We start from the raw sequence: 17,735 nt of genomic DNA, 5'->3' as shown, positions 1-17,735 counted from the left end.
GTTTATTATAAACGGAAATCACGTTTATTAAGAGAATCCGTTTTTCCTGTAAAAATACAGGAACAGCAAATTTTATAATTAGGAACAGGAATTAAGTCCAAACGTTAAATAGTAATATAAACAAACAATATTATTCTTTTATTCACTTGATGATAATGTTTTCTTCAAATACACCATATCGACCAATTGTTCCCCGTCCTCAAACATCGGATGGTCATAATTATCCGTAAAGAAATTCTTTACCCGATGTGAAACGGTGAAACCGCAACGCTGATAGAAAGTAGTAGAGGCAGGAACATCGCCCGTGCCCACCAACATAACGGAGCATTTACCTTTATAATATTCAAATAAGAATTCTATCAGACGTTTTCCGTATCCTTGTTTTTGAAAAGCAGGAATCGTAGCGATATTCTTGATTTCATAAACTCCGGGGCCTTCACTGGTGACAACACAGGCCGCTTTTATACCATTATCATATAAAGCGAACATTTCGCCACGTTCCAGGTACCTATCAATCATATCTTCCTGTTCATCCGCCAACAACAGTAAATCTAAAAACTGTTTTTTGTCTGTAGTAATTGGTTGTATTTCCATTTTTTTGTAAAGTTATTCATGATTTCTATGTTCCAAAATCCCATCCATATGTTCCAAGGCCCATCCTACTAAGCCTTCAATATGCGGAATCAGTGTACCACCGGTAGCTGTCAGGTAATACTCTACACGAGGGGGTACTTCGGCATACACCCTACGCTCTACCAGTCCGTCCGATTCCAGCGTACGCAAAGTAACCGTCAGCATCCGCTGAGAGATGTCGTCTATCGTTTTATGAATATCACTGAAACGCATCGTTCCATTGGCATTCAAAGTAATCAATACCAGCATTGACCATTTATCGCCCAAGCGACAAAGTACATTCCTGACCGGACAATTCCCTGTAGGTAAAAAGTTTTTCATCTTTTAACGTTTTGTATTTCATTGAGTTTCAACAATGGTTACCTTCATGTAACTTCCTTATTTAGAGGTGCGTTATTGCATTTCTCAATCAAGAAAGATACATTTGCATCACAAAAGTAATAAACTTACTAATAATAACTATTGTTTCATTTAAATAATTATCATTATGGCAAAGAAAGTAGCAGTTTTAGCAGTGAATCCGGTAAATGGTTGTGGGTTATTCCAATATCTGGAAGCCTTTTTCGAGAATGGTATTTCGTATAAAGTATTTGCCGTATCGGATACTAAAGAGATTAAAACAAATTCGGGAATCAGCCTGACAGTGGACGATGTGATTGCAAATCTTAAAGGACATGAAGATGAATTTGACGCACTTGTCTTCTCTTGCGGAGATGCAGTTCCCGTGTTCCAGCAAAATGCGGATAAACCTTATAATGTAGATTTGATGCAGGTCATCAAGACATTCGGAGATAAAGGAAAAATGATGATCGGGCATTGTGCAGGTGCAATGATGTTTGATTTTGCAGGAATTACAAAAGGTAAAAAAGTAGCTGTTCATCCATTAGCCAAACCGGCTATTCAAAACGGAACGGCTACTGACGAAAAATCAGAGGTGGATGGTAACTTCTTCACGGCTCAAGATGAAAACACCATTTGGACAATGATGCCGCAGGTTATCGATGCATTGAAATAAAAGTTGGTCATAGCCAAATTCGGACAATAAAAACGAACAAAACACATAGGATATAAATACCTGTTTATGGAGTAGTCCGTTCCTTTAAAAGGAACAGTGTGTTTCTCGGTGAGCAACGGGTCGTTCCTTTAAAAGGAACGACCCGTTGGTTTTAAAGGAAAAAGGCTATCCGTATTCCACTAATATTCAAGTAGTTGGAAAATCAAATTCAAAAAGAAGATATCCTATAGCAAACACAAATAATATTCAACAATAAATACCATCAAAGAGATGTATGGATATTCGATATACATCTGCTCCTTCAATCTTACTTTCAAAAATCACTTCTCTTTTCGTGCCAAAATAAAGAAAAACAATACATCATAAAATACCGAAATAAAAATTCTAACAGTTTAAAAGTTTGTATATTAGCAGCTTGAAGTTTTATGAAAAAAAGTGGGATGTTCAGCTAGGGTATTACAAACTAATGGTGTTAAAAAAATTATATGATTAAAGAGAAAGAGGGTTTTAATGTATTTTTACTTCATTTTTTAGAAAGATTGAACGGCTGTGAATCCATAGAGAAGAAAGTCACTGAATCTCTGACAGATATTTGCAAGTACTATGGATTCAAAAGAGGATTCGTGTATCAGACAGACGGATTCCGTTATTTTTATTTAAAGGAAACCATTGGGAATGAGAGAAATACCCTAAGACCTCGTTTTGAAATAAACGAGATGACCAGGGAACACATTGACTATACAAAGAATAGAAATACTCCTTTTTATAGTCATAGAAATACGACCACTTCCCCGAACGATATTGCCATCATGGATTTTTATAATGCGGAGTCATTATTAGTCCGCCAGTTTAAAGATTCAGAAGGAAAAATCATCGGATTTGTTGGATTTGCTGACAGAGAACAAACAATAAAATTCACTGATGATGAATTGCAAATTATTCATCTGCTATTAGATTCTCTGTCTAAAGAAATTGCCGTCCGCGAATATAAAGAAAGAGAAGTGCGGGCCAGTAAGACTTTAGGCAGCATTATGAACAATATGGGAGTTGATATTTATGTGAATTCTTTCGATTCTCATGACATGTTATATGCCAATGAATCTATGGCCGCCCCCTATGGCGGCATTAAACATTTCGAAGGAAAGAAGTGCTGGGAAGCTCTTTACACGGATAAGAAAGGAGAATGTGAGTTTTGTCCGAAAAAGCATTTGATAGATGAAAACGGGTTGCCAACCAAGGTTTATTCCTGGGATTACCAACGCCCGTTTGACAAATGCTGGTTTCGTGTGTTCAGTGCCGCGTTTGCCTGGATAGACGGACAAATGGCACACGTAATCACCAGTGTCGATATTGACCATCAGAAAACGATAGAAGAAGAATTGAGGATAGCGAAAGAGAAAGCGGAAAACCTGGACAGGCTGAAATCTGCTTTTCTAGCTAATATGAGTCATGAAATACGTACGCCATTAAACGCGATTGTCGGATTTGCCAGTCTACTGGTAGAATCGGACGATAAAGAAGAACGCCAGGAATACGTGAATATCATGCATGAGAATACAGACCTGCTCTTACAACTAATATCCGACATTCTCGATTTATCAAAGATAGAAGCAGGAACACTCGATTTCACGATGGATCATTTGGATATCAAGAGCTTCTGTGAAGATATTATGCGCAATTATGATATAAAAGAGGATAAGCCCGTACCGGTTTTGCTGGCATCCGGTTTGCCCGAATATTATATCTATACAGACAAGAAACGCTTGATGCAGGTGATTACGAACTTCATTAATAACGCCCTCAAATTTACGGAGACAGGACAGATTACTCTTGAATATCATCTAAATGAAATTACGAGTGAAATAGAATTCTCCGTTACAGATACAGGTATGGGGATTGCTCCCGAAAAAGCAGATAAAGTGTTCGACCGTTTCGTAAAACTCAATTCTTTCTCAAAAGGTACAGGATTGGGATTGTCCATTTGTAGAAGTATTATCGAGCACCTTGGTGGTACTATCGGCGTCGAATCCAAATTGGGAATCGGCAGTCGTTTTTGGTTCACTCACCCCTATACAGCCTGATAAAAAAGATATGCTAGTACTCGCAAAATGCGAGTTTAGCATAAAAAAAAGAGCGAAAGTATCCGATAAAACAAGTATTCCGGCAAAATTAATCATAGAAATAATTTTTCAATCCTTTTTTTCACTACATTTGCCCTACTAAAATAAAACAATAAAATAAGGATACCACAAACAAACATCTCTCATGGATATAAGAAAATGCCTATGGCTCTTTTTTTTATGTTTCTTCTCTGCATCGTCTATCCAAGCTCAAAGAAACGATATTGATATTTCCAATTACATTCTATGTATCAATTCCTATGCAGAATCTACACCGTGGAGTAGCCGGATGATTTCTACGATATCGGAATATGTACAGAAAGATCCCCAACTGGCGTTGTATGCGGAGCATATGAACACGTTGATGATGGACAATGATTCTATTTTAGGAGAATTTAAAAATATGGTTTCCCAAAAATACTCGCAACCACGTCCCCGGTTATTGGTATTATTGGGAAGTCCCGCATTTACGTTAAGGGATGAATACAGAAAATGTTGGGGAGATATACCTATTATTCTCTGTTCGGAAGAAGCTTTTCAAGGGCCGCAAGAAGCCTACTTCCGGAAACAAATGATTGCGCCGGCCGACCGTATTCCAATATCGCAGTTCGCCGATCTGTATAATATGGTTTTCCTGTATTCAAACCTTTATCTTCGGGAAAATGTACAGTTTATCAATCACCTAAAGCCCAATATCAAGAAATTTATATTCATTGGCGATGAACGGGAAATTAATTTAAGTAATAGCCTGGATATCCAAAATGAATTAAAAACAAACTATCCACAGATCGAATATCAGTTTTTAACGCCACAGAAGATGACTACCAATCAACTACTGGACTCTCTGTATCGTGTCGACTGCCAAACAACAGGTGTATTATTCGCGTCCTGGTTTTATAAAACAACATTTGCCGGCAATGCATCACTGGTATCCAACGATCACAAACTTATCGTGACAACTACCGCTCCTATATTTACCCTGAACATGACAGATATTACTGAAGAGAACGGGGGAATGATAGGCGGCTATACCTACAATCAAAAAAGATACAATCAGGAATTAGTTCATGCCATATCAGCCATTCTTAAAGGGAAACAGGCTCGCGAACTTCCTTTTTATATGCCGTCAGACGGCCGTCCCATCATTAACTATGCATCATTACTCCGCAAAGGGATCTCCCCTTCCCTCTGTCCATCAAACACACTCTTTTTGCATAAGCCACTTTCGTTTTGGGAACAAAACCAATATTTCATCATAAGTTCTTTATCTTTTATATTTCTACTTGCCCTGTTTTTCTTTTATCGCATCCGCAACTTTAATATCATAAAGAAAATGCAACAGAAGGAAATAGACGCTATGGCCAATTACAAAAATTTGGTGAACAATATGCCTATCCTTTATATGCAGGAAGAACTTATCACGGATGAAAAAGGGGTGCCTGTCGAGTTGATTTATCGGAAAGTCAATGCGCACTTCGAGAAGAACTTCCTCCGCAAAGAAGATGTGATCGGTAAAAAGGCAAGTGAGATTTTCCCGGAATCAATGCCGGAATTTTTGCATTTCATAAAGAAAGCACTTGATGAAAATAAGGCAATCACTTTTCCTTATTATTTTAAGAAAATCGACACTTTCTATGATGTGATACTCAAAGGGACACAGCACAGCAATATTATTGATGTATTCTGCCTGGATAGTACAGAACTGCACAGAGCACAACAAAAGCTAAGCACTATCAACAATAAGCTCTCCATGTCTCTCGATGTGGCTAATATCGTACCCTGGAAATGGGACTTACAAAGCCATACTATCCTATGCGACATCAATAAACCGATAGAGCTCAGTACATTGGGAAAAGATGTATCCGAAGAACAACTGGCAGTGCCCGATAATCAATATTTCTCCAAAATATTCAAGGAAGACCGGACACGGGTGGAGCAAGCCTACAAAGACTTGATAGAAGGACGTTCGAATAAGGTAAAAGAAGAATATCGCATAGTCAACACTCATAAGGGACTTCATAGAATAGACTGGGTGGAAGCTCAGGCAGCCGTTGAAACCCGGGACGAAAAGGGAGATCCGTTGACTTTGGTAGGTTCTTCATTAGTCATTACCGAACGAAAGAAGATGGAGCTGGAATTGGTGAATGCCAAAAACCGTGCAGAAGAATCGAATCGTCTGAAATCGGCTTTCCTGGCAAATATGAGCCACGAGATACGCACGCCTCTTAATGCCATTGTTGGTTTCTCGGGTATATTGGCTTCTACTGAAGAGGAAGAAGAGAAACAGGAATATGTGAGTATCATCGAAAGTAATAACACTTTGTTGCTGCAACTTATCAGTGATATATTGGATTTATCCAAGATAGAAGCGGGAACACTGGATTTTAATTATTCCAATGTAGAGATTAATGATTTGATGAGTGACTTGGAAAACAGTTGCGTGTTAAAACTCAAATCGGACAAGGTAAAACTGGAGTTTGTAGCTCCCGAAGAACCTTGTTGCGCACATATAGAAAAGAACAGATTATCTCAGTTAATCATCAATCTTATAACAAACGCCATTAAATTCACCGAACAGGGTAGTATCCGTTTCGGATATAAACGGGAAAATAATGAGTTGTATTTTTATGTCGCTGATACGGGTTGTGGTATTCCGCAAGATAAACAGGATAGTATTTTCGGACGCTTTGTCAAGCTGAACTCATTTGCGCAAGGTACAGGGCTTGGACTTTCTATCTGCCGGACGCTTGTTGACAATATGGGTGGCAAGATCGGTGTAGAATCAGAGATGGGAAAAGGGTCTACGTTTTGGTTTACATTACCCTACAAACAGGCGGAGGCTGTAGAAAAAGCTCCTAAAAAGGAGATACAGACCATCAGTATAGAGAAAGACAAACTCGTCATACTGGTTGCCGAAGATAACGAAAGCAATTATAAACTATTCGAGTCGATTCTAAAATATGATTATCATTTGATACATGCCTGGGACGGACAGGAGGCTATTAATCTGTTTAAGGAGTATAATCCGCAAATCGTACTGATGGACATCAATATGCCTGTCATGGATGGATATGAGGCGACCAAGGAAATTCGTAATTTTTCTGCCAAAGTGCCGATTATAGCTATCACAGCCTTTGCTTTTGCTTCGGATGAACAGCGGGTGATGGAAAGTGGCTTTGACGGTTATATGCCGAAACCGATTAATGCCCGCTTGTTGAAGGCACAGCTAAAAGACATCATGCAGAAGCGTATTGTTTTGTTGTAAGGTTACCATCTGTCATTTGATAAATCAAGCATTGATTCTTTCAGATATTTAGTAATTCAGCCACATTCTGAAAGAAGCCATTTTGTCTTTACTGACTATGATTTTATCTTTGAAAGGGGGCAGCACATGTACGACTGCTTTTCCCAAGAAGTAGGATTCAATACGCTGAATTGCATCAATACAGACAAGAGTCTGACGGTTCGTGCGAAAGAACCGATCGGGATCAAGTTGCTCATACAGTCTGTCTAAAGCCAAGTCGATAAGATATTCACGGTTTTTATGTGTCACGGCAAAAGTCAGCTTATTCTCTGAATAGAAATAAGCAATGTCACTGACTTGCAGAGTTAGCAGCTTCTCCCCACTGGAGATTAAAAACCGTGTACGATACTTTTTAGCTGCGGACAAAGAAGATTCTTGTGCGACAGTAAGCTGTTGCAAGACTTCCATCATCCGGCTTTCAGCTTTGAAATCATGGATATAGCTTTTGCTCAATCCCTCAAAACGCAAGATAGCCTGCAACAACCGCTCTTCATGAATCGGTTTTAAAAGATAATCAATACTGTTGACCGTAAAAGCACGCACAGCATATTCATCATAAGCAGTGGTAAAGACAATCATGCTTTCAGGATGGGCTTGTTCGATAAAAAGGAACGAGTTACCATCCGTCAACTGAATATCGAGAAAAAGAAGTTCTGGATGGGGATGCTGACCGAACCACTCCACCGCTTCCTCAATATTTCCCGGTAATAACTGTACTTCCCAATCGGGACGCAGCGCCAACAAGGTGTCACGAAGCAAACGGGCGGCAGGAATTTCATCCTCTATTATGGCGGCTTTTATCTTACTCATGAAGCAATGGTATTTTTACTGTAAACTCTTGCAAATTATTCTCTATCACAATATCACGATTACACAATAACTTATACCGGGCAGAAAGATTCTTCAATCCTGTACCGAAAGTAGTTGCACTCTTTTTGGCCTGTATCCGGTTTCGGACTACCAGTTCTTTTTCCTTTTCCATATAGAAAAGTTCAATGGTCATCGGTTTGCCCATATGGATAACATTATGTTTTATCACATTTTCCGCCAGTAACTGGATAGTCAGCGGTGGAAGTTGAAATTCCAGGCAGGCTTCCGGCAGGCGGTTATCAATATGGATACAATCTCCCAAGCGTACACGATGCAGGAAAATATAAGAATTTAAATATTCCAATTCTTCCCGCAAAGTGGTCAGCCGTTGATTTTGACACTGAAGTGTATAACGATATACATCAGAAAGATGCTGGGTGAACCGTTCCGCATTGGCGGGATTGTAACGGATTTCAGAAATCAATGTGTTCAGGCTATTAAACAGGAAATGGGGATTCAGTTGATTTTGCAAGGCCGTATAACGAGCCGTATTGTTTTCTTTTTGCAAGGCAGCCGCTTCTTGTTGCAATTTCAACGTATTCTGCATGGAACGGTTGGCAAGTAGCAATCCTAGAATAACTAACTCCACCAGCCATACTGTAATCAGAATCCGCCATCCGCCATTGGGAAACATAAACGGATAGGTAGCCCCTGCCAACAGTTTGGCAGTAACAAGCAATCCGTAGTTCAACAGGAAAAACATCCCCATTACAATGATATAGATAGATATTAATTTCCAACGACGATGCAGATTCAGCGCATACTGATTATCCACCCATGTACTTAGCCGCATCGTTGCATATCCCAAGACATTAAATGTCAGTATAAAGAAAGCCAGTGTGCCGACGGAATGAAATACATCGGCAACCTTATCGGGAAAGGTAGCATAATTTATCAATAACAGAAAAGAGAAAACTCCCAATCCTGAAAATAATGCTACATATAATAAGGTATTCAACTTTATATTCATACTACAGTCGGTTCTTTTCATACAAAATTACTATTTTTTACTGATAATCATAGCCATGAAGTGCTTTTATTAATTCCGAGTAATGTCCTTGTGCTGCCGCTTTAGCCTGCACATAGTTCACTTGGGAGGTCTGACGGTAAGTCTGCGCGTCGATAACTTCCACTACGGATACCTTTCCCTCATTGTAACGCTCCACAGCTTTGGCTTCATTTTCTTCTGCTTTTGCCAGTGAACTTTCACTTAGCCGGACACGCTCGATGGCTTGTGATAATGCTTTACGCGCCACACCAATTTCCAGTTCCACCTGATCCATCACCTTATTCAGATTATCTTCCGCCATGCCGATACGGAAAGAAGAAGCACGCTTCTCACTTTTCCGTTTTCCCCATTCAAAAATAGGAACGGATACTTTCGCATAAACGGCATAGTTAGGATCTAAATCTTTTTTGAAATTATAACCGGGAGAAGAGTAACTGCCGTCTATCCCTACATAAAACTGGGGTTTAAACTGTGAGTCATTCAACTTTTTGGAACTTTCGGCTATGCGGATATGGTCATACGCCATTTGGATTTCAGGGCGGCCTGTACCCGTAGACAACCATATGGAATCGCTGACGGTTACCATCGGTATCTGTGAATCCAATTCTGTCGTATGTTCCAGTTGCACTCCGATCATGGAATTCAAAGCCATTCTGCCTGTTTCAAAGTTACTCTGTGCCTGAAGCAGTTGAAATTCCGCTTCATTCAGTTTCACTTCCGCCATCAGTAAGTCCTGAGGATCTACCAACCCCACTTCTACCCTTTCTTTGATAGTCTTTACCAAAGATGCTATTGAATTACGAAAGTCTTCGGCTACGGACACAATCTCCTGCCGGGCTACGGCACTCCAATATTGCATATCCGTCTGATAACAGACTGCATCATTCAGCACTTTCGCCTGATTGCCGGCAAGGGACTGCTGATGTTGTGCCATACGGATAGATTCGAGTACACGTCCGCCTGTATAGACCGGTTGCAGGATGGAAAGCGAAGCTCCATAGTTTAATTGCTTTCCTTCCACCGTCTTGGACAATCCCATGGAAGGGACATCCAAAGTTAATTCCAACGGATTGCCCGTGTATTGAAAATTAGCGGCTCCCGAAAGTTTCGGTTTTAAATCCGCACGTGCGGATTTCTCTATTTCTACACTGGCAGCAATATTCTTTTCTGCTGCTTTCAAGTCATAGTTATAGTCCAGTGCCATCATCCGGTATTTCTCCAGCAAGGGGCTTTGCTGTGCAAAAGCAGGCAAAGACAAAAAAGCACAACAGCAAAACAACGGATAAAATATTCTCTTTTTCATTTTTATTTTCCTTTTACTTTGTAGAACATGGCATATAGTGCAGGAGTGACAAACAAGGTCAGTCCCGTAGCAAACGTCAGTCCGAAGATAATAGTGGCAGCCATTCCGCCGAACGCTACATCAAACAGCAGGGGTACCATACCGAAAATGGTCGTTGTAGCCGCCATTAAGACCGGACGGGTTCGGGAAACCGTAGCCTCAACAATAGAGGTGTACAGGTCGATTCCACTCCGATGCTGCACATTAATTTCATCAATCAACACGATTACATTCTTGATAATCATCCCGAGCAATCCCAGCCAACCGGCTATCGGAAAGAAGCCGAAATCAAAGCCTGTCAGCAGCATACCGACAGCAATACCAATCAAGGAAAGGGGCAAGATGCAAATGATAATAATCGGCTCGCGGAAGTTGCCGAACAATGCGACCAAAATAAGAACCAATGCAAGAAATGCTAACGGGAAATATTTGGCAATGGCTTGCATTGCTTCTCCCTGGTCTTTATACTGGGCATCCCAAAAGAAAGTATAGCCTTCGGGAAGCTGCATTTTTTCAATTTCTTCCCGGATTTCTCCATGTACTTCCGCCATCGTATGTCCTGGTTTTACGCCACACATGGCAGCCATCGAAAGTTGGCGGTTGTAGGTTCGCATCTGTGGAAATTCCCAGGTTGTTTCTATCTGTTCCGTCACTTGCGAAAGCGGAGCCGATCTTTCTCCGTTCCAAATAGAGAAATCTCCTAAAGAGCTCGCATCGGTTATATCTACATTGCCCGACTTCAACAATACGGGTACTTTCTTTTCATCATCCCGATAGATACCGACCGGTAGTCCGTCATTGATAGACTTCACCGATTCCATCATGGAAGCCTTGGTAATCCCCAGCGCTCCTGCCCTCACCGGATCGTACACCGGACGGATGACCATCGACATATTCCCCCATTCGTTACGGGCATCCGCTACTTTGGGATTGCGCCGCATCACTTCTATCGCTTGTCCGACCAATGAATCAAGCACGGCAGGATCAGGGCCTAAGAAACGGGCTTCAATGACAGCTTCCGTCAACGGACTTAGCTCAAACTTATTTACTTTTATCAATGGCTCCGGGAACTTGACCGAAATCGTATCCTGCAAGCGGGCATGCAACTGGCGGGAGAGTTTCGAAGTCTTGCATTTCACCAATATCTGCGCATAATTGGACTGGGGGCCGAACGATACGTTAGACAGATAATAACGTGGCGGTGTTCTTCCGATATAGGTAGATACCATTTCCGTTCCTTCCTGTCCACGGATAAAGTCTGCCATCTCCATTGCCATCTTATCCGTTTCTTCTATCCGTGTTCCTTCGGGCAACCACATATCCAATGTGAAATATTGTTTGTCCAAGGCAGGTACAAACACTTTCGGAATAAACTTGAAACTCCAAGCCGCTAATACCAGCATTACAACCATACACCCTACGGTTGCATACCGGTGATTAATCACCCACCCCAAGGCTGAACGGAACTTATTATAATACTTACCGGAAAAAAGAGCAGCCTTAAGTTCGTTGGGTCTTGGCCGACGGACAAACTCCTGAATAAAGAAAGGAGTCTGCGTCAGCGCAAAGACCCAACTGAACATCAGCGAAACGCCGATAACTACAACTAAGGATGACAACAACTCGCCGGTAATATGCGGCGAATAATAGATAGGTAAAAAGGTCAAAATCGCAATAACAGTTGCCGCAAGTAATGGTAACGCTGTGGCAGAACAAGCTCTCAAGATAGCCACCCGCTTACGCATTCCACGCTGCATATTTACCAATACCGAGTCGGAAACCACAATGGCATTGTCTACCAACATCCCCATGGCAATGATAATAGCTGCCAGTGACATACGCTGCAAGGCGATTCCCTGTGTCAGCATAACTATCAATGTGGCTAAAATGGAAAAGACCAGCCCGCTACCAATCAGAATACCGTTTTTGAATCCTATAAAAAAGAGCAGAATAGCAATTACGGTTACAACGGAAATTATCAGGTTCCAAATAAATCCCTGATTGGCTACGGCGGATTCATACCCCTGGTCATAAATCGTTTGCAGTTCAAAGCCTTCGGGCATTGTCTCCGAGAATTGTTCTATCTTTATTTTAACCGCATCCGCCATATCTACCACATTACCTGTGGGAACGGTAGAAATAGCCACTCCTACCGCAGGCTTTCCATCAATCCGCATCTTATTGCCCGGTGGTGTCTGATAGCTTTCTTTTATTTCGGCAATATCCGCCAACCGGAAGTGTTCTCCTGTACGGGATACAATAGTCAGATTTCGTATATCATCCAAAGAATAAAAGTTTCCGGTAGATTCGATACGTATTCTGTTTACTCCGGCGTCAATACCACCGGCATCCACCACCCGGTTCTGCGCTTCGAAAGCACAGGAAATATCCGCTGTGGTAATGCCGCTTCTCGCCATCACAGACGGACTAAGGATTACATCAATCGTAGGTGGCTGTACGCCGTAGATTTCTACCTTCGCTACGTCTTTCACTTTTAGCAGTTCATTCTTGATAAGCTTTGCCTGTTCTTCGAGTTCCCGATAAGAATGTCCTTCTCCGGTCAATCCGTAGAAAACGCCCAGCACATCTCCAAAGTCATCATTTACTACCGACGGCCCTGCTCCGGCAGGAAGTTTCGACTGTACATCATTGACTTTTCGGCGAAGTTTATCCCATAACTGTTGCATTTCGTCCGCACGGATTTCTTTCTTCACATAGACTGTTATCTTGGAAAGTCCTGCGCGATTCTCCGTTTTGAGATAATATAGTTCTCCCAATGACTGTATGGATTCTTCCAATACATCTGTCACCTGCGACTGAACTTCGGAAGGAGAAGCTCCCGGATAAGGAGTCAACACCAATGCCTGTTTGATTGTAAACGGGGCATCTTCCAACTTACCCATTTTGACATAGGAAAACAGTCCACCGCCCAATACCAGTAGTAACAGCAGAATAGTCACCGACTTTTTCTGCAAGAAATATTTAACGAATTTCATACCCTTCCACTTACTTTTGAGCAGTTACCGGCTTTTCCTGTTTCTTACCCATGACTTCTACCGATGTTCCTTCCGACAAGAAACGCAGTTTACTGACAGCCACCGTTTCTCCTGCCTGTAATCCGCCTTTCACTTCTACTTTTCCATTCGGAAGCAATTCACCCAACACTACTTTTTTCTTTGAGACTGTTCCTGTCGTATTATCCACTGTCCAAACATAATCTCCTTCAGTAGGACGATGACTAAGAGCAGTTTGCGGTACGGCCACCATTGGAGCAGGTGATGCAACAGGAAGGTCTAGTAACATTTTCCCGGAGATACCTGCCGGCCATTCTCCCTGCTTATTAGGTAATAATGCAGTCAACAGGAAAGAAAGATTATTCCGGGTAGTACTCTTGGAGACTTCCACCACTTTTGCCGGATACACGGCATCCGAACGAACATCGAAACGGACGCCGACTTCTTTTATCTTTTCCGCCTGCAATGCTATATCTTGTGTGACATAAGCTTCTATCTTCAGTTGTGTAATATCAATGAAAGAAACGACCGGTTGAGTCGCTTTTACATCCTGGAATTTCTCAATATATACTTCTCCTACATATCCGTCGAAAGGGGCAACCAGCCGGGTATCATTCAATTCATTCGTTGCTGTCTCGAAAGCTGTTTTGGCAGAAGTATAGTCAGCACGCGCCTTTTCATAGGCACTAGCTGACAAGTTATTTTTCTCATACAGCACTTTTATCCGTTCAAACTCAGCTTTTGCCTGATTGTAGATAGCTTCCGCACGTTCTTTGCGAATACGGAAATCACGGGAATCTATTTCAGCAATCATATCTCCACGATGGTAGAAATTTCCGGCATACACTTCGAAACGGTCAATCGGGCCACCCACTCTGAAAGAAAGCTCTGTTTCTTTAAATGGTTTTGAGATAAACGAAAACTCACGCTCTGAGGAAGGAATCAGTGTTTCCGCTTCCGCTACTTTCACGCGTACAGGTTCATCCGCCTTCTTCTCCCCCTTTCCACAAGAGGCAAGCAAGCAAAGGCAAAAAATACATAATAAGAATCTAGTCGTTGTCATTCTATTCTAAATAAGTTATGTTATCAACGGCGCGAAAATAGACGAAAAGAGAAAAAGTATCCGTTTTTAAATTGCCGAGACGGAAAAAGAAGGAGGCGAAACGGAAAAAGAAAGGATGAAATTTTGAGCCTTTTATCGTACTTATGTGTTTCCTTACTATCTTTGCAGCTTGAATTATTACTGCAATATCCATTTATGACTGAAGAAAAAATACATAAAGACCGTACCGGAAGCTGGTGGGCGCTAAGTCCGTTGCTCGTATTCTTGTGCCTTTACCTGGTTACTTCCATCCTTGTCAATGACTTTTATAAAGTACCTATCACGGTTGCTTTCCTCGTTTCTTCCTGCTACGCAATCGCTATCACCCGGGGATTGAAGCTAGACCAACGTATCTACCAATTTTCCGTGGGAGCCGCCAATAAGAATATTCTCCTGATGATATGGATATTTATTCTTGCCGGAGCCTTTGCGCAAAGCGCCAAGCAGATGGGAGCCATTGACGCGACCGTCAACCTGACACTACATATTCTTCCTGATAACTTGCTGCTGGCAGGTATATTTATCGCTGCCTGTTTTATCTCCCTATCCATCGGAACGAGTGTAGGCACCATCGTTGCCCTTACCCCTGTGGCTGTCGGACTGGCGGAAAAAACAGAAATAGCCCTGCCTTTTATGGTAGCTGTCGTGGTCGGCGGTTCTTTTTTCGGAGATAATCTGTCGTTTATTTCAGATACCACTATTGCCTCTACGAAGACACAGGAATGCGTCATGCGTGACAAGTTTCGGGTAAACTCGATGATAGTGGTTCCGGCAGCCATCATTGTGCTGGGCATTTATATCTTTCAAGGATTATCCATTACTGCTCCTGCACAGGTGCAGACAATCGAATGGATAAAAGTTATACCTTATATAATAGTATTAGGAACGGCCGTTGCCGGCATGAACGTGATGCTCGTATTAATTATAGGTATACTGACAAGCGGTATTATCGGTATCGCTACCGGAAGTTTCGGAGTATTCGACTGGTTTGGAGCCATGGGAACTGGAATAACGGGAATGGGAGAATTAATTATCATTACCCTGTTGGCAGGAGGTATGTTGGAAACTATCCGCTATAACGGTGGCATCGACTTTATAATCCGGAAACTTACCCGTCATGTCAACGGCAAGCGAGGGGCGGAATTGAGTATTGCCGCCTTGGTAAGTATTGCCAATTTGTGTACCGCCAACAATACCATTGCCATTATCACAACAGGGCCGATAGCCAAGGATATTGCCCAAAAGTTCCATCTCGACCGCAGAAAAACCGCCAGCATTCTCGATACGTTCTCCTGCTTGATACAAGGAATTATTCCTTATGGGGCGCAGATGCTGATTGCGGCGGGACTTGCCAATATCTCCCCTATCAGTATCATCGGTAATCTCTATTATCCTTTTACGATGGGAGCCTGTGCGTTGCTCGCTATCCTGTTCCGCTATCCGAGGCGATATTCGTAAAAAAGAAGTGAAATGTTTGTCAATCAAAAGAAAAGCCGTATCTTTGTGCCCGCTATTACGAGATAATGGCATAATTCAAATCAATCATTAAAAACAATTATTTAAAATGGCAACTAGAATCAGATTGCAGAGACACGGACGTAAAAGTTACGCGTTCTATTCAATTGTAATTGCAGACAGCAGAGCACCACGTGATGGTAAATTTATTGAGAAGATTGGTACTTACAACCCTAATACCAATCCTGCTACAGTAGATTTGAATTTCGACGCTGCATTGGCATGGGTACTGAAAGGTGCACAACCAAGCGACACTGTACGTAACATCCTTTCTCGTGAAGGAGTTTACATGAAGAAACATCTTCTGGGCGGTGTAGCAAAAGGCGCATTCGGAGAAGCAGAAGCTGAAGCTAAATTCGAAGCTTGGAAAAGCAACAAGCAGTCAGGTTTGGCTACTTTGAAAGCTAAACAAGACGAAGCTAAGAAAGCTGAAGCTAAAGCACGTTTGGAAGCAGAAAAGAAAATCAACGAAGTGAAAGCAAAAGCACTCGCTGAAAAGAAAGCTGCTGAGGCTGCTGAAAAAGCTGCTGCTGAAGCACCCGCAGAAGAAGCTGCAGCTCCGGCTGAAGAAGCTCCTGCAACAGAAGCTGCTGCTGAATAAATTTCGGCAGATTCCGAATAAGAAATCAGGAAAAAGCTATAAATCCTCTCCGGTTCGCCGGAGGGGATTTTTTTATTCTTTTATGCTATAAAACATAGTAAATAATTAATCTCTTTCAGAATAAAATGCCTTTCTTTGCATCAGCATAGTTCAGCACAGTTATCACTTATATAATTAGTATGAAACGAACTGATAGGAAAGCAACATTCGGACAGCAGTCGAGTAAGGTCACGCAGTTGGCGGACGCACTTAGTCAGGCTATTTCCAGGAAAGAATTTCTTGAAGGAGATTCTTTGCCTTCTATCAATCAGTTGAGTGCACACTATGGCGTATCGCGTGATACGGTATTTAAGGCTTTTCTTGATTTACGCGAACGGGGACTGATTGACTCCACTCCCGGAAAAGGATACTATGTGACGAGCCAGGTAACAAACGTCTTACTGCTCCTCGACCAATACACTCCATTTAAAGAAGCATTATATAATAGCTTTGTCAAGCATCTGCCTATTAATTATAAGGTAGACTTACTGTTTCATCAATACAACGAACGGTTATTCAATACCATCATTCGTGAATCCATCGGAAAATATAATAAATATATAGTGATGAATTTCGATAACGAGAAATTCAGCGCAGCTCTTAATAAGATTAATCCTGCCAGGCTACTACTACTCGACTTCGGTAAGTTCGAAAAGGAGAAGTATTTCTATATCTGTCAGGATTTTGACGAGTCATTCTATCAGGCTTTACTGGCACTGAAAGAAAAGATGCACAAATACCACCAAATCGTTTTTCTATTCTCCAAAGGACTGAAGCATCCGCAAAGTAGCAGAGAGTATTTCATCCGCTTTTGCGAGGAACAAAGAATCTCTTATGAGATACAGGAAGACATTGAAAACCTGGTGGTGCGAAAAGGAACAGCCTACATCGCTATCAAGCAACAAGATGTAGTGAAAGTAGTGAAACAGGGAAGATTGGAAGGACTGAAATGCGGAAAAGATTTCGGTCTGTTGGCATACAATGACATTCCTTCTTACGAAGTTATCGACGAAGGAATTACAGCATTGAGTATCGACTGGGAAATGATGGGGAATGAAGCGGCAAACTTCGTTCTCAATGATGCGCCTGTACAGAAGTATCTGCCTACCGAAGTCAGGCTTCGAAAGTCACTCTAATTTTTTTTGCCATACCATCAGCACAGTTCAGCACA

13 protein-coding genes are annotated in these 17,735 nt (G+C 41.7%); 6 read left to right on the top strand and 7 right to left on the bottom strand.

Going from position 1 to position 17,735, the window contains the following annotated elements; translation table 11 throughout:
• Positions 1 to 138: 138 nt before the first annotated feature.
• Together HC965_RS06825 and HC965_RS06820 are read right to left on the bottom strand one after the other, a co-directional pair.
• Positions 139 to 594 carry a GNAT family N-acetyltransferase gene (locus tag HC965_RS06825; protein WP_191030792.1) on the bottom strand — a complete coding sequence of 152 codons (456 nt, stop codon included), beginning with the start codon at positions 592 to 594 and terminating at the stop codon, positions 139 to 141.
• Between the two features lie 12 nt (positions 595 to 606).
• Positions 607 to 954: a helix-turn-helix domain-containing protein gene (locus HC965_RS06820; RefSeq protein ID WP_191030791.1), complete on the bottom strand. Its 348-nt coding sequence runs from the start codon at positions 952 to 954 to the stop codon at positions 607 to 609.
• 166 nt (positions 955 to 1,120) lie between these two features.
• On the opposite strand from HC965_RS06820, the gene HC965_RS06815 reads away from it, so the two are divergent.
• The 3 genes from HC965_RS06815 to HC965_RS06805 all read left to right on the top strand — a co-directional run bounded on the left by HC965_RS06815 (position 1,121) and on the right by HC965_RS06805 (position 7,033).
• On the top strand, positions 1,121 to 1,648 hold the full coding sequence (locus HC965_RS06815; RefSeq protein WP_191030790.1) for a DJ-1/PfpI family protein: 528 nt from the start codon (positions 1,121 to 1,123) through the stop codon (positions 1,646 to 1,648).
• Positions 1,649 to 2,133: 485 nt separating this feature from the next.
• The gene (locus tag HC965_RS06810) at positions 2,134 to 3,729 is read left to right on the top strand and encodes a HAMP domain-containing sensor histidine kinase (RefSeq protein WP_191030789.1); all 1,596 of its coding nucleotides are present in this window, start codon (positions 2,134 to 2,136) and stop codon (positions 3,727 to 3,729) included.
• Positions 3,730 to 3,913: 184 nt separating this feature from the next.
• Entirely contained in the window at positions 3,914 to 7,033 is a 3,120-nt protein-coding gene (locus tag HC965_RS06805; RefSeq protein WP_191030788.1) for an ATP-binding protein, read from the top strand.
• A 48-nt stretch (positions 7,034 to 7,081) separates the two neighbouring features.
• Here the strand turns inward: HC965_RS06805 and HC965_RS06800 are convergent, their stop codons facing one another.
• The 5 genes from HC965_RS06800 to HC965_RS06780 are packed head-to-tail and all read right to left on the bottom strand — an operon-like array spanning position 7,082 to position 14,370.
• The gene (locus HC965_RS06800; protein WP_191030787.1) at positions 7,082 to 7,882 is read right to left on the bottom strand and encodes a LytTR family DNA-binding domain-containing protein; all 801 of its coding nucleotides are present in this window, start codon (positions 7,880 to 7,882) and stop codon (positions 7,082 to 7,084) included.
• Positions 7,875 to 8,933, bottom strand: a complete 1,059-nt coding sequence (locus tag HC965_RS06795) for a sensor histidine kinase (protein WP_191030786.1) — start codon at positions 8,931 to 8,933, stop codon at positions 7,875 to 7,877. Before HC965_RS06795 ends, HC965_RS06800 begins: the two co-directional genes overlap by 8 nt.
• 16 nt (positions 8,934 to 8,949) lie before the next feature.
• The gene (locus HC965_RS06790; RefSeq protein WP_191030785.1) at positions 8,950 to 10,254 is read right to left on the bottom strand and encodes a TolC family protein; all 1,305 of its coding nucleotides are present in this window, start codon (positions 10,252 to 10,254) and stop codon (positions 8,950 to 8,952) included.
• Positions 10,255 to 10,256: 2 nt separating this feature from the next.
• Complete coding sequence (locus tag HC965_RS06785) at positions 10,257 to 13,289, bottom strand: efflux RND transporter permease subunit (protein ID WP_191030784.1); 3,033 nt, start codon at positions 13,287 to 13,289, stop codon at positions 10,257 to 10,259.
• 10 nt (positions 13,290 to 13,299) lie between these two features.
• Positions 13,300 to 14,370 (bottom strand): efflux RND transporter periplasmic adaptor subunit, encoded by a 1,071-nt coding sequence (locus tag HC965_RS06780; protein ID WP_191030783.1) that lies wholly within the window; start codon positions 14,368 to 14,370, stop codon positions 13,300 to 13,302.
• A gap of 195 nt (positions 14,371 to 14,565) precedes the next feature.
• Between HC965_RS06780 and HC965_RS06775 the strand changes: the two genes are divergently transcribed.
• The 3 genes from HC965_RS06775 (at position 14,566) to HC965_RS06765 (ending at position 17,700) form a co-directional block, all read left to right on the top strand.
• A complete protein-coding gene (locus HC965_RS06775; protein WP_191030782.1) occupies positions 14,566 to 15,867 on the top strand; it encodes a Na+/H+ antiporter NhaC family protein in 1,302 nt (433 codons plus the stop codon).
• A gap of 106 nt (positions 15,868 to 15,973) precedes the next feature.
• Positions 15,974 to 16,525: a 30S ribosomal protein S16 gene (locus tag HC965_RS06770; protein ID WP_191030781.1), complete on the top strand. Its 552-nt coding sequence runs from the start codon at positions 15,974 to 15,976 to the stop codon at positions 16,523 to 16,525.
• 179 nt (positions 16,526 to 16,704) lie between these two features.
• On the top strand, positions 16,705 to 17,700 hold the full coding sequence (locus tag HC965_RS06765; RefSeq protein ID WP_191030780.1) for a GntR family transcriptional regulator: 996 nt from the start codon (positions 16,705 to 16,707) through the stop codon (positions 17,698 to 17,700).
• Positions 17,701 to 17,735: the final 35 nt, after the last annotated feature.

The sequence above is a fragment of the Bacteroides sp. GM023 genome (assembly GCF_014750685.1).
Lineage (GTDB): Bacteria > Bacteroidota > Bacteroidia > Bacteroidales > Bacteroidaceae > Bacteroides.
Note: the sequence above shows the minus strand (reverse complement) of the source record. Positions and strands in the feature narration are given on the sequence as shown.